This is a genomic window from Polynucleobacter sp. 80A-SIGWE, assembly GCF_018882295.1.
Taxonomy (GTDB): domain Bacteria; phylum Pseudomonadota; class Gammaproteobacteria; order Burkholderiales; family Burkholderiaceae; genus Polynucleobacter.
In genome coordinates, this window is the sequence record NZ_JACVOR010000002.1 from 845716 (window position 1) to 859226 (window position 13511).

Annotated in this window: 15 protein-coding genes and 2 tRNA genes; 7 read left to right on the forward strand and 10 right to left on the reverse strand. The window is 45.3% G+C overall.

Annotation, left to right across the window (positions count from 1 at the left end; translation table 11 throughout):
- The first annotated feature begins 12 nt into the window (after nt 1–12).
- On the forward strand, nt 13–390 hold the full coding sequence (locus ICN25_RS09120) for a carboxymuconolactone decarboxylase family protein (RefSeq protein ID WP_216181739.1): 378 nt from the start codon (nt 13–15) through the stop codon (nt 388–390).
- Nucleotide 391: 1 nt separating this feature from the next.
- Here the strand turns inward: ICN25_RS09120 and ICN25_RS09125 are convergent, their stop codons facing one another.
- The 6 genes from ICN25_RS09125 to ICN25_RS09150 form a co-directional block, all read right to left on the reverse strand.
- Nucleotides 392–1126 (reverse strand): amino acid ABC transporter ATP-binding protein, encoded by a 735-nt coding sequence (locus ICN25_RS09125; RefSeq protein WP_216181742.1) that lies wholly within the window; start codon nt 1124–1126, stop codon nt 392–394.
- 30 nt (nt 1127–1156) lie between these two features.
- Nucleotides 1157–1825 (reverse strand): amino acid ABC transporter permease, encoded by a 669-nt coding sequence (locus tag ICN25_RS09130; RefSeq protein WP_216181745.1) that lies wholly within the window; start codon nt 1823–1825, stop codon nt 1157–1159.
- Between the two features lie 11 nt (nt 1826–1836).
- The gene (locus tag ICN25_RS09135; RefSeq protein ID WP_216181748.1) at nt 1837–2625 is read right to left on the reverse strand and encodes an amino acid ABC transporter permease; all 789 of its coding nucleotides are present in this window, start codon (nt 2623–2625) and stop codon (nt 1837–1839) included.
- Between the two features lie 31 nt (nt 2626–2656).
- On the reverse strand, nt 2657–3571 hold the full coding sequence (locus tag ICN25_RS09140; RefSeq protein WP_370624721.1) for an amino acid ABC transporter substrate-binding protein: 915 nt from the start codon (nt 3569–3571) through the stop codon (nt 2657–2659).
- A gap of 121 nt (nt 3572–3692) precedes the next feature.
- Nucleotides 3693–3769, reverse strand: a tRNA-Arg gene (locus ICN25_RS09145).
- Nucleotides 3770–3807: 38 nt separating this feature from the next.
- Nucleotides 3808–3884 (reverse strand) — tRNA-Pro (locus ICN25_RS09150).
- A 60-nt stretch (nt 3885–3944) separates the two neighbouring features.
- Between ICN25_RS09150 and ICN25_RS09155 the strand changes: the two genes are divergently transcribed.
- Both ICN25_RS09155 and ICN25_RS09160 read left to right on the forward strand, forming a co-directional pair.
- The gene (locus ICN25_RS09155) at nt 3945–4310 is read left to right on the forward strand and encodes a hypothetical protein (protein WP_216181751.1); all 366 of its coding nucleotides are present in this window, start codon (nt 3945–3947) and stop codon (nt 4308–4310) included.
- 149 nt (nt 4311–4459) lie between these two features.
- Nucleotides 4460–6502 (forward strand): TonB-dependent receptor, encoded by a 2043-nt coding sequence (locus ICN25_RS09160; protein ID WP_255536741.1) that lies wholly within the window; start codon nt 4460–4462, stop codon nt 6500–6502.
- On the opposite strand, the gene ppk2 is transcribed toward ICN25_RS09160, so the two are convergent.
- Both ppk2 and ICN25_RS09170 read right to left on the reverse strand, forming a co-directional pair.
- On the reverse strand, nt 6503–7408 hold the full coding sequence (gene ppk2 / locus ICN25_RS09165) for a polyphosphate kinase 2 (RefSeq protein WP_216181757.1): 906 nt from the start codon (nt 7406–7408) through the stop codon (nt 6503–6505).
- Nucleotides 7409–7473: 65 nt separating this feature from the next.
- The gene (locus ICN25_RS09170) at nt 7474–8250 is read right to left on the reverse strand and encodes a 1-acyl-sn-glycerol-3-phosphate acyltransferase (protein ID WP_216181760.1); all 777 of its coding nucleotides are present in this window, start codon (nt 8248–8250) and stop codon (nt 7474–7476) included.
- 85 nt (nt 8251–8335) lie between these two features.
- On the opposite strand from ICN25_RS09170, the gene ICN25_RS09175 reads away from it, so the two are divergent.
- Genes ICN25_RS09175 through ICN25_RS09190 form a run of 4 tightly spaced genes read left to right on the forward strand, consistent with a single transcriptional unit; the run spans nt 8336 to nt 11570 of the window.
- A complete protein-coding gene (locus tag ICN25_RS09175) occupies nt 8336–9145 on the forward strand; it encodes a UDP-2,3-diacylglucosamine diphosphatase (protein WP_216181763.1) in 810 nt (269 codons plus the stop codon).
- Nucleotides 9142–10170, forward strand: coding sequence for a glycosyltransferase family 1 protein (locus ICN25_RS09180; protein WP_216181766.1), 1029 nt, complete (start codon nt 9142–9144; stop codon nt 10168–10170). Before ICN25_RS09175 ends, ICN25_RS09180 begins: the two co-directional genes overlap by 4 nt.
- 9 nt (nt 10171–10179) lie before the next feature.
- A complete protein-coding gene (locus ICN25_RS09185) occupies nt 10180–10584 on the forward strand; it encodes a diacylglycerol kinase (protein ID WP_216181769.1) in 405 nt (134 codons plus the stop codon).
- 41 nt (nt 10585–10625) lie between these two features.
- The gene (locus ICN25_RS09190) at nt 10626–11570 is read left to right on the forward strand and encodes a GNAT family N-acetyltransferase (RefSeq protein ID WP_255536742.1); all 945 of its coding nucleotides are present in this window, start codon (nt 10626–10628) and stop codon (nt 11568–11570) included.
- 2 nt (nt 11571–11572) lie between these two features.
- Here the strand turns inward: ICN25_RS09190 and ICN25_RS09195 are convergent, their stop codons facing one another.
- Both ICN25_RS09195 and ICN25_RS10050 read right to left on the reverse strand, forming a co-directional pair.
- Complete coding sequence (locus tag ICN25_RS09195) at nt 11573–13054, reverse strand: Ppx/GppA phosphatase family protein (RefSeq protein ID WP_216182316.1); 1482 nt, start codon at nt 13052–13054, stop codon at nt 11573–11575.
- Between the two features lie 134 nt (nt 13055–13188).
- Entirely contained in the window at nt 13189–13401 is a 213-nt protein-coding gene (locus ICN25_RS10050; protein ID WP_370624722.1) for a GDCCVxC domain-containing (seleno)protein, read from the reverse strand.
- Nucleotides 13402–13511: the final 110 nt, after the last annotated feature.

Consider the following 13511-nt stretch of genomic DNA (forward strand, 5'->3'; position numbering starts at 1 on the left):
CAGGAGATCAAGATGAATAAAGAAGCATTTGAAAAAGGCCTAAAAACTCGCCGAGAGGTTCTGGGGTCTGAGTATGTAGACAACTCCATCAAGAATGCGGGCGAATTTAATATGCCCATGCAGGAATTGGTAACCGAATACTGCTGGAATGATATTTGGAATCGACCTGGTCTAGATCGCCGCTCTAGAAGCATGATTAACTTATCGATGCTGACGGCACTCAACCGCCCTCACGAACTCAAGCTGCATTTAAAAGGCGCAATTAATAACGGTCTCACCAAAGACGAGATTCGTGAAATCCTAATGCAGACTGCAATCTACTGCGGCGTACCAGCAGCGATTGACAGCTTTAGATGCGCCAAGGAAGTATTTGCTGAGATGGGAATTTAGATCAGTGATCTAAAATTTTTGAGAGAAAATCTTTGGCTCTCGGCGATCTAGCTTCGGGATTGCCAAAGAACTCATCTTTACTGCAGTCCTCAATAATTTTTCCCTGATCCATGAAGATAACGCGGTGACTTACCTTGCGTGCAAAACCCATTTCATGAGTAACGCAACACATCGTCATACCTTCGTTAGCCAGTTTCACCATCACATCGAGAACCTCACCCACCATCTCAGGGTCAAGGGCTGATGTTGGCTCATCAAACAGCATCACAATCGGATCCATACTTAAGGCGCGTGCAATCGCCACCCGTTGCTGCTGACCACCAGATAACTGTCCAGGGAACTTATCTTTTTGTGCCATCAAACCCACTCGCTCTAAATACTTCAGACCATGAGTCTTAGCTTCATCAGCCGACCTGCCCAAGACCTTCATTTGAGCAAGTGTGAGATTTTCAGTAACACTCAGATGTGGGAACAGCTCAAAGTGTTGAAACACCATGCCTACGCGTGAGCGCAGTCTTGGCAGATTGGTTTTAGGATCATGCAAGGCAATTCCATCAACTGTAATCTCACCCGCCTGGAAAGGCTCAAGAGCATTGATTGTTTTAATCAGGGTAGATTTACCTGAGCCTGAGGGCCCACAAATCACAACAACCTCACCCTTTTTAATCGATGTGGAGCAATCAGTTAATACCTGAAATGAGCCATACCATTTGGAAACATTTTGAAGTTCAATCATGATGATCTATTTAATTTGTACTGGGTGGGATTAGCGAATAATGGCGACTTTAGCTTGAATCTTGCGCACGACTTTAGAGAGTGAGAAACAAATTACAAAATAAGTAGCTGCAGCCAAAATATAGGTTTCGATTGGTCGGCCATAATTTTTACCGGCAATCTCAAATCCTTTGAGTAAGTCGTATGCGCCAATTGCATAGACTAAAGAGGTATCTTGAAACAGAACAATCGTCTGAGTCATAAATACCGGAATCATGTTTCTGAAGGCTTGAGGCAGAACCACCAGACGCATGTTCTGACCATAGGTCATTCCCAATGCCTCTCCAGCGTAGGTTTGACCTTTTGGCACGGATTGAATACCAGCACGAACAATCTCCGAAAAGAATGCTGCTTCAAATGCAATGAAGGTAATCGTGGCAGAAAGATCCGCTCCAATTGGTCTGCCAATCAACATCGGGATCAACAAGAAGAACCAAAGAATCACCATTACCAAAGGAATGGAGCGCATGGTATTCACATAGAAGGTAGCGGGATATACCAACGCTGGCCGTCCAGACAAACGCATCAAAGCTAAGAAGGTTCCGAACAAGATACCGCCAACCGTTGCAAAAACAGTCAACTGCACACTGAATACCAAGCCCTTCAGAATGTAATTGGTAAATAATTCCCAATTATAAAAACTCAGATCTAAGCTCAACATATCATCAACCTTTAGTGAGCCAAGCTTGCATCATTAGACACAATGAAACCCGGAATGCGACTACGCTTTTCAATCTGAGACATGACGCGGTTTACCGCGAATGCTGAGAGCGCGTATAGGAAGGTGACCGCCAAATAGATTTCGACGCCCTTAGATGTTTCTTCCTGAGCTTGCATCGCAAATAAGGTCAACTCGGGCACGGAAACCGCAAAAGCAACTGAAGAGTTTTTAATTAAATTCATACTCTCTGATGTGAGCGGTGGAATGATGATCCGTAATGCCATTGGCAAGATAACGTAACGATAACTTTGGGCAGTGGTTAAGCCTAATGCAGTTGCCGCAGCGGTTTGTCCACTAGGCAATGCCTGAATACCCGCCCTCACCTGCTCGGCTATGCGTGCAGATGTGAAGAAGCCAAGAGCAATACTCACAAGCCAATAGGATGGCAAAGACTTTAGAGGCAAAACAAAAGCCGGAATAACGTGATACCAAAGAAATACTTGAACCAAGATGGGGATATTTCTAAATAGCTCTACCCAAGCGGTAGAAATACGAATGAGCCATCTATTAAGAGAGGTGGTAGTTGGGAGGGTACGTAGAGTACCCATCACCGCCCCTAGAATTAAAGCAATAGTCAAGCCAAGACCTGCTACAGCCAAAGTCCAGCCCCAGGCCTTCATTAGCCAGTCTAGGTAACTTGGATCGCTATTTTGGGCCAAGCCAAAAATAGCGGAGAAGCAGTGATCCACCACTTCTCCATCCAAGGTGTTCTTACAAAAAACACCTAAATCTAAAGACATATTGTTAACTCGTATTTAGTAAATATGCTGATTACTTCTTGTTGTAATCTTCAGCAGGCTTGTCGTTCAGATTGGCCCAAGCATTTTTAGTTGCTGGAGACAACTCAAGACCTACAACAATATTCTTTGGTGGAATTGGAGCCAAGAACCATTTGTTCCACAATCCAGGCATCTTGCCATTAGCAACAATCTTGGCAATAGCAGCATTTACAGCAGCCTTAAATTCTGGATCATTCTTAGGAACCATGATTGCGATAGGCTCAGTTGCTAGAACCTCACCAACAATCTTGTAGTCTTTTGGATTCTTGGAGTTAGCAATATTGCCTGCCAAGATTGAACCATCCATTACAAAAGCATCGGCACGGCCAGACTCAAGCAATAAGAAGCTGTCAGCATGGTCTTTACCAAATACTTCTTCAAAATTTACACCGTTAGCTTTTTCATGTTTGCGCAGCAACTGAACTGAAGTAGTACCAGTCGTTGTAGCAACCTTTTTTCCAGCTAACTGAGAGATGGAAGTAATACCAGAGTTCGCCTTCACTGCAATTCGAACTTCTTCAACGTAGAGAGTATTAGCAAAGCCAACATCCTTAGCACGCGCTGTATTGTTAGTGGTTGTACCGCACTCAATATCCACTGTGCCATTTTGAACTAAAGGCACGCGATTCTGAGATGTAACAGGTTGATAGTTAATGCGCAAAGTGCTCAAACCCAACTTGTCTTTGACGTCAGCCAAAATCATGCGGCAAATCTCAACGTGATAGCCATCAAAGCGACTGTCGCCAGTGGTGTATGACATTGGAATAGACGATTCACGAACACCCATAGTTACAGCACCAGTAGATTTAATTTTATCCATCGTCTGGCTAGCGGCATGGGCATTTACAGCACCCAACAACAATGTTGCAGCGATTAAGCAGTTAGTACTGAGTTTTTTGCTTTTCACGAATATCTCCTATCGTCTATTAATATCAAAAAATACAATTGCTAGTATATCCATAGATATCAAAATGAATAGTGCAAATATCCCTTAATAGGACAAAAGAAGCGGGAGATGTTTAGGGGGGTGGCCTGCCCAGCACGATTCGAACGTGCGACCTACGCCTTAGAAGGGCGTTGCTCTATCCAGCTGAGCTATAGGCAGTGTGTACTGGGACTGAAATACGTAAAACTAAGAGAAAGTGGTCGGAGTACAAGGATTCGAACCTTGGACCCCCTGCTCCCAAAGCAGGTGCGCTACCAGGCTGCGCTACACTCCGACGGAACCGATATTCTACACCGAGATGGCCTAGGAGGGCAAATACTGTAAGATTCAGTGCATGGAAGCCTCTTTTTTAAGCAAACTCAGAAAGCAACTCAAAGGCTTTATTGCCCTCAGTTTTCTGCTCGCTAGCTTACTAGGTACCCACTGGATTGGCTTTGCTCATGGCATTTCTCACTCTGGGATCCAAAACCAGAATATCGAGCTTAGCTGTGTCGATCAAGCTCCCACCCTTAGTCATAGCTCTGCTATCTGCCATCTACTTGATGCGCTTACGCTTGCCGGCTTTATTGCCTCAACACCTAACCCTGTCATCGCTACCCACTTCTCTCATGAAGTGCAGCTGGCATCCAATGATGCGTCACCAGCCCGAACTCACATTGGGCTATATCAATCTAGAGCTCCACCTAACTTCATTCTGTAATCCTTAATCACTCCAAGCGAATACTTGGTCTACCGATTTACTGGGCACCTCAACTTGAGAGTGCCTTACAGAATGAAAGCTTCACCATGTCTCACCACCATCTTTCTTTAGGCAAAAAAAAACTTCTTTTTATTCTTATCTCAGGATTATTGAGCTCAGTCAGTACCGCTCAATCAACTGCGCCAAGTTTAGAAATTACTGCGACGGGCTCTCAAGAGGCTACCCAAAGCATTTTGACCCCCACCAAAATTCTCCAGGGTGATGAGCTCCTCAATAAATTAGGCACAACACTCGGCGCAACCCTTGCCAATGAATTGGGTGTATCAGCTACCGGCTATGGGGCCGGCTCATCTCGCCCAGTCATTCGTGGTCTTGAAGGCTCACGTGTTCAGATTTTGCAAAATGGCCTGTCAGTTGGCGATGTTTCCAATATCTCTCAAGATCATGCTGTTGGCAATAATATGCAAAACGCACATCAAGTAGAGATTTTGCGGGGTGCAGCCGCCCTACTCTATGGCTCTGGCTCTAGTGGCGGACTTGTTAACGTAGTGAATGATCGCATCCTCACCAACCTGCCCGATAGACCTACGGGCGCAGTCAATACCAGTTACGAAACTGTTAACAATGGCAGAGCTGGTTCGGTAGAGGTTGATGGTGCGTTTGGTTCCGTAGCAGTCCACGTAGATACCGCAATTAACAATGCCAATAACTACACCATCCCAGGTAGCTCAACACAATCACAAGGCGAACCGGTTGGAGGCTGGACTGTACCTCCTGGCGGGAATGAAGGCAACAACTACACCGGCAAGCTACCTAATACTTTTAGCAATCAAAATAATTTAGGAGCTGGCGTTTCGTATATTGGACAGAATGGTTATACCGGCGTTTCTGTTGAGCGACTCAATAACAATTACGGCATTCCAACACCTGAGGGTGGATCGATCAACCAGTCACAAAATCGATATGACCTTCAGCATCAAACTCGAGATCCCTTTGCAGGATTTTCATCTTTTAAATTTAGTGCCGCCAACTCTAATTACAACCACACAGAGTTTAATAATGCGGGTGAAGCAGCATCGCAATGGAAAAATATCGCCAATGAGGCTCGCCTTGAGTTAGCTCATAATCCGATTGCCGGATGGAAAGGCACTTTCGGAGCGCAGTTCTCTGCTGCCTCACTTAATGCTACTGAAGTTGGTACGGGAAGTTATGCCATTGTCCCGCCTACCAAAACAAATTCCAATGCCCTATTTTGGATTGAAGAAGGCCAGTGGAATTCACTGCAAGGCAGCTTAGGGCTTCGATATAACAATGTTGCACAGAAGCCCAACTTAGGCACTGAATTAGGAGTTCAAGACACTACCTCAGGGCCAACGCCAGGAATCACACTCCAAAATCGTAATTTCAATTTAATGTCCTACTCTGCAGGCGGTCTGTGGAACTTTATGCAGGGATATGGGACTGGCGTGGCTTATACAGTTTCACAACGAGCACCAAGTGCTCAAGAGCTTTACTCTTACGGCGCCCATGAATCTACCGCCACATTCGACATTGGCAATCCCAACCTTACTAAAGAGACTTCACATAACTTAGAGTTCAATATTCAGAAAACCAGCGGCTTAATGCGCGGGAAGGCCAGCATTTATGCCAATCGCTTTAATAACTACATTTACGGCTTCTATACGGGTAGCTCTATTGTTACAACCCCGTCCGGCGGAGAAGGCGATGGCTTTAGCGTAGTCACTGCACAACAAGCGGCAGCAACCATTAAAGGTATTGAGGGCGAGCTGACCTATAACTGGCGTCAGCATGGTTTGGGTGGACGTATTTTTGGTGACGCCTCCCAAGGCACTTTTGATGCGGGCGGTAATTTACCCCTCCAGCCGGCCCCACGCTTAGGTGCTGAGATTGCGCATCAGCACAATGGCTGGCTAACTAATGCCAGTTATATCTACAGCTACCAACAGAATCGGTTGGCAAACTGGGAAATTGGACCTGCCCCAAGCTACAACCTCTTAAATGCCGGAATCTCTTACACAGAAAGAGTTAAGGATGTGAATTGGACCGTGTATGCAAACTTAAAGAATTTGCTCAACGAACAAATTCGATACGCTACCACCCCAATGGCAGTGAGATTGTATGCACCTCAACCTGGCCGAAGCTTAATGATTGGCCTAAGAGGAACCTTCTAGCTAGTAAACCTCTGGCACATACATCTCAGGTGGAACAGGCCCACGCAAGTAATCTGGATTATGAACACGTGCTGGCAATTTAATTACTGGGTGATCTATTTCTTTATAGGGAATTTGATCAAGCAAATGGGTGATGCAATTTAAGCGTGCTTTCTTCTTATCATTTGCAGCCACAACCCACCACGGCGCCTCTGGAATATGTGTCCGCTCGAGCATAGTCTCCTTGGCCTTAGTGTAGGCCTCCCATAAACGCCTAGCCTCTAAATCCATCGGACTTAGTTTCCATTGTTTTAGCGGATCATGAATGCGCATCATGAAGCGATTGTATTGCTCATCATCAGAGATCGAAAACCAGTACTTGATCAGAATGATTCCGGAGCTGATCATCATGCGCTCTAGATCTGGAACTGTTCTAAGAAACTCTTCGTACTCATCATCAGTACAAAATCCCATCACCTTCTCAACACCAGCACGGTTATACCAACTACGATCAAATAAGACAATTTCACCGCCAGCAGGCAGCTGTGAAATATATCTTTGAAAATACCACTGCGTTTTTTCACGTTCATTTGGTGCCGGCAAAGCAACGACCTTACATACGCGCGGATTGAGTCTTTGAGTAATGCGCTTAATGGCACCACCCTTACCTGCTGAATCTCGCCCTTCAAATAGAACTGCAACCTTGAGCTTATTTTCTACAACCCAGTCCTGAAGTTTCACTAATTCGCCCTGTAAGCGAAAAAGCTCCTTAAAGTAGAGCTGGCGAGACATCTGAGAGCCGCTATCACCATCTGGAGACATGCGATCATCGTCCAGCTCCATCTCGAGCTCTTCGTCCATGCTGTCTAAGATTTCTTCTTGAGCTCGCTTGTACCACTCAGCCATCTCTTGATGTTTTGATGTCATATCTTCCTCTAAGGCAATACTACCTTTGTATCCCAGAGATATGACACTTTTATTACATAAGCCGATTACAGAGTTTTAGAGATTGATTCCTGGCAGTAAGTGGCCAATTTTTTTCGATCCAGGGCGGGATTCTGATCATCGGGATATACGGGAAGGATGGTGATTTGAACCGCTAAAGAACGGTTTTTGATGATATTGGACATAGACTCCAAGAGCCCCATGTCGCCAATAAAGGCCGGGGATTCACTTCTCCTCCCTGTCTTTGTTGAGAGGTATCGAATGGCTAGCGGATAAACAGGGACTTGAGCAAGGATAGCTGACTCAAAAAGATTGGGCTTAAAAGGTAAAACAACTTCACCAATAGTTGAAGTTCCCTCAGGAAAGATGCAAATTGATTCCGCCTTCAACACACTCGCCATCTGAATCACTACCTGTCTCGCGTGACGGGAGCTATCTCTTTGAATAAATACAGTTCCCAATTGCTTAGCCATCCAGCCAAATATAGGCCAGCGCTCCACCTCAGACTTCGCTACAAAACGAATGGGCTTACATGCATTGATCACATGAATATCTAGCCATGAAATATGGTTGGCAGCAATTAGATGTGGTGTGTTACCAATCAAACCAGCACCGAGCACAGAAAGCTCAAGGTTAAATATTTTCAGTAGACGCCTGGACCATTCCTGGATTTTTTGATCTTTACTTCTGCGATCCAGAAATGGGAAGATGAAAGACAGTGTCCAGACACCACAAATCACATGAACCCAAATCTGAGTCCAAACCCAAGCTCGCAAGAGCTTAGGCGTTTCGACTGATATGGCTTTTTGTGAAAGATTTTTCATAATCAAGCCTCAATATAAATCAAGTCATCAAATTGACTTAAAAGCGTCATGAAGCTTACATAAAGCTTGGGCTTAATAAGCACTCATGACGCACTATAGAGCTATCTGGATTTCAGATGTACACCTAGGAACATCAGGGTGTCAAGCAAACTACCTCCTCGATTTTTTAAAACACAATGAAGCTGATAAGTTTTATTTGGTTGGCGACATCATTGATGGTTGGAAATTAAGGAGATCTTTTTATTGGCCACAATCTCATAACGATGTGGTGCAAAAGCTCTTGCGCAAAGCTCGCAAAGGATCTGAGGTAATTTATATCCCCGGAAATCATGATGAAGCAGCCAGACAATATTTTGGCATGTCCTTTGGCGACATTCAGGTCCAAGAAGAGGTAATCCACACTACGCTTGATGGCCGAAAGCTATGGGTTACCCATGGGGATCTCTTTGACGGGGTCATGCAATACGCTAAGTGGCTTGCCTATGTAGGCGACTCCATGTACTCCTTCATTCTCTACATTAATCGCTACTTCAATATGCTTCGTATCAAGATGGGGCTGCAGTATTGGTCCCTCTCGCAATATCTCAAGCATCAAGTGAAAAACGCGGTGAGCTACATCGCGGACTTTGAGCACATTATGGCTAGAGAGGCACGCTTACGTAATTGCGATGGCGTCGTATGCGGCCATATTCACAAGGCAGAGATCCGAGAAATTGATGGCCTACTCTATTGCAATGATGGCGATTGGGTAGAAAGCCTTTCGGCCCTGGTTGAAACCACTACTGGCGAACTCAAAATTATTTATTGGACTCACATTCAAGGTGATCCAGCCCAGCTACCTGAAATTACTCTCCAACCCGCTGTTTCAGCACTTATTAAAGAGGCTGCCGTATGAAAATTATGATCATCACCGATGCATGGGATCCGCAGGTTAATGGCGTCGTCAGAACGCTCAAGCAAACTCGTGCTGAATTAATTGGTATGGGCCACCAGGTAGAGATGATTACACCTAACGGCTTCAAATCGATTCCTTGCCCCACCTATCCTGATATTGCACTCTCACTATTTCCTGGAAAAGAAGTTGCTCGCAGAATTAAAGAATTCGCACCAGATGCAATGCATATCGCCACTGAAGGCCCTTTAGGTTTATCGGCACGCGCTTATGCCGTTAAAAATCATTTGCCCTTCTCCACTGCGTATCACACCCGCTTCCCAGAGTACGTCAAAGCCCGGACAGGCATTCCGCTTGCTATTACCTATGCATTCATACGCTGGTTCCATGGGCCCTCAATGGCGGTTATGGCGCCAACGATTGTAGTTAAGGATGATTTAGAAAAATATGGGCTTACCAATGTTGTACTGTGGTCCAGGGGCGTAGACCTTGATATCTTTAAGATGCAAGATTCCAAAGCACTCAATACTGCGCACCCAATTTTTTTATATGTTGGTCGAGTCGCAGTTGAAAAGAATATTAATGCCTTCCTGGAAATTGATTTACCGGGATCCAAATGGGTGGTGGGAGATGGCCCAGCAATGGCTGGTATTAAGGAAAAATACCCCAACATTAACTATCTTGGTGTTTTGCAACAGCATGAGCTAGCCAAAGTCTACGCTGCAGCTGATGTATTTGTATTCCCAAGTAAAACAGATACGTTTGGACTGGTATTACTAGAAGCAATGGCCTGTGGGACACCTGTAGCAGCCTACCCCGTAACTGGCCCAATTGATGTTTTAGGAAGCTCCCCCGCTGGTGCTATGAATGAAGATTTGCGCGTTGCTTGTCTGCAAGCCCTAAGAATCCCACGTGAGGTAGCGCGGGCACATGCTGAGAAGTTTTCCTGGAGGGCTGCCTCTGAGCAGTTTGCCAATCACCTCAAGCCAGTTCCATCGCCCGAAGTTCATGTTACTGCTCTCGCTTAAGGTTTAATTTTGACCACCCCTTACGATATTAAGCAAAACCCCCATAAAGGAAACCGGGGTTTAACTAGAGCTTGGCATGCTGCCAAAAACTCTTGGTGCGGCATTGTTTACGCATTTGAGGAAGAAAGTGCATTTAGACAGGAACTTACCCTTCTGATTGCACTGGCACCAGTCGCACTCTTCCTCCCTATCAGCCCCATCGAAAAATGTGCATTGATTACCTCGTTAATCATGGTCTTAGTTGTTGAGCTACTGAACTCCAGTGTTGAAGCGGCAATTGATCGGATCTCCTTTGATCATCATGATCTCTCAAAAAGAGCTAAGGACTTTGGGTCGGCAGCAGTCATGCTTGCTCTACTCATTGCAGCACTACTTTGGATCACGATTTGCACACCGATTGTCATGAATTGGTAATGCAGAGCTTCTACCATCAGAAGAATTCATAAAGGAAAACTATGTCGGACATTCCAAATCCATTAGGTGCATTTGATATTTTCAACTCGCGTTTTGAAGGAAAGCCGAAGAAGAAAAGCAAAGGCAAGAACAAGGCAGATGCCATTAAAAAACTGTTCTCCAAAAAAATAGCCAAGAAACTATTTGGAAAGAAATTTGCCACTCGAGCACGTGCTGAGTTAAGCATCCAAACACCCGTAACCCCTGAGAAATCAATTGCCAAACCAAAACGCCCCGCATTTCAAATTACTTGGGCCAGTAATGCGAGTGAAATCAAAGAAGCACAACGCCTACGCTATAAGGTGTTTGCCGAAGAAATGGGTGCAAACCTTCCTCGGAATGCAGAAAACTTAGATATTGATGATTTTGATGCGTATTGCGATCATTTACTCATTCGCGATCAAGCATCCTTAAAGGTAGTTGGAACTTATCGGGTGCTCCCACCACACAAGGCGCTAGAAATTGGTCGACTCTATTCGGACTCTGAATTTGATCTATCGCGCCTAAATCATCTACGCCCAAAAATGGTTGAACTCGGTAGATCCTGTGTCCATGCAGAGTATCGTTCTGGAGCCGTCATCATGGCACTGTGGAGCGGTCTTGCCCAATACATGCAAAAGCACGACTATGAAATCATGTTGGGTTGCGCAAGCATTCCGATGGCGGATGGCGGTCATTTTGCAGCCAGTCTCTACAACTCACTTAGTAATGAGCAAATAGCCCCCGTGGAGAATCATGCTTTCCCGCGATTACCATTACCTTTAGATAGACTAAATGGTGGTCTAGAAGTAGAGCCACCTCCCCTAATTAAGGGTTATCTTAAATTAGGCGCTAAGATTTGTAGTGCTCCAGCATGGGATCCAGACTTCAATACAGCTGATGTGCTCACCATGTTGCGCCTATCAGAAATTAATCCGCGCTATGCCAAGCACTTCCTAGGACTGTAGGGTTACTTTAGATTGATGCTATAAGGTCGGCCGACTCGCTCCCACTCGGCCGCTTCTTTTTCTAGACTAAATTCGGTCAGCGGATGCTCTTTAGTCCACTCTTCGGAAAGACTAACCGAATAAGCACCATTGCCTTCTGAGACCTTGACTTTCGGTAGATCACCGTCACTGCGACCACGACAAAGCACCTGAGCTAAGCGTAAGCAGAACAGCATGCGCCAATCTGAAAAACTAGAGTTATTGGCTAACTTACCCAATTTTCCAGTATGGCCAATTAATAATGCAGCCAACCTCGCTTGATCATTTTTAGAAAAGCCAGGCATATCAGCATTTCCAGCAATATAAGCTGAATGCTTATGGTATCCATTATGAGAAATCGATAAACCAATTTCATGCAAGTTTGCAACCCACTGCAGTAAGGCAATGTTGTCCGTCCTACTTTCTAGATCCGGCTTGGGAAGTTGAGATAAGAACTCAGCCGCTAAATTACCAACGCGGCTTGCCTGATCGCGATCTACTGCATAACGCTGCATAAATTGCTCAACTGTGACATAGCGCATATCGGCATGCTGAGAGCGCCCCAAGAGGTCATATAGGACGCCTATCCGTAATGCAGCATCAGTAACCTCCATACTCTCAATGCCCAACTCATCGAAGACAGCGATCATGATTGCAAGACCACCAGGCCAAACGGCACGTCGATCGTCCTTGAGTCCTACCATCTCTACTTGACTTACATGCTCATACTTAAGTAAATGCTTTTTCATGGCTTTTAAGCCATCACGTGTAATTAAACCGCTAGAGCCATTGACTCGACCCATGGTTAAGCCATCACCATGGTTATTAAAGTCGTTATCAGAAATAAGCTCAGCCAATGCTCGAGCCGTTCCCGAGGATCCGATTACCTGCTTCCATCCGGTTTTTAAAAACGCCCCGGAAATAACTTGGATCTCTCGACGTGCCGCAAGCTCAGCCTCTTTAAACGCATGAGAATCAATATTTCCCTTCGGAAAGAAACGGAGACTATGAGAGACGCAGCCAATGTACAGGCTCTCCATTAATTTAGGCTCATATGCCTTTCCGATAATTAATTCGGTAGAGCCACCGCCAATATCGACCACCAGGCGATTGCCCTGCACTGCTGGAACTTCATGAGCTGCACCAATGTAGATCAGGCGAGCCTCTTCAACGCCGGCAATGATTTCGATTGGGAAGCCCAAGGCCTTCTCAGCATCACGAACAAAATTGGGAGCATTCTTAGCTACACGGAGTGTATTAGTAGCAACTGCGCGAACTTTGGCGGGATCGAAACCACGGATGCGCTCACCAAAACGACGTATGGCAGTGATACCACGCTGATACGCATCATTGCCCAGCAATTTATCATCAGTTAATCCAGCCGCAAGGCGAACTGATTCGCGTAAGGTATCGATTGGACGCAGTTGGGTCCCGGATGGTGTTTGAACAACCTGAGCGACCAACATCCTAAAGCTATTTGAACCCAAATCGACAGCGGCGACTAGGTCTGATGAATTGTCTTTGGGTGAATCTGTAACAGTGATCACGATATTTCCAGAAGCTGCGTAGTTCAATTAGTACGTAGTCTACAACCTAAGACTTATGCAGCTAAGTTTTTTTCTGGACTTGAACAGTCAATACTGCCAAAACTGCAAAATATGCAGCAGTCACCTGACTTTGGCCTCAATATGGTCTTGCATGAATGGCAGCGATATAGATGCTGAGAGGAGCCCTTGGGTAAAGCTAAAATTTCAGCATTCAAACAGATCGGGCATGTGATGGTAGAGCAATGCTCTTGAAGTAATGTAGTCACACTCGAATCATCTACCTGAAGTATGACAGTTTCATGTCAAATCACTACGACATGAGACTGTCATATGGGCTTGATAGGATCACACCATACGTCAAGCTGGGTTAATAAAA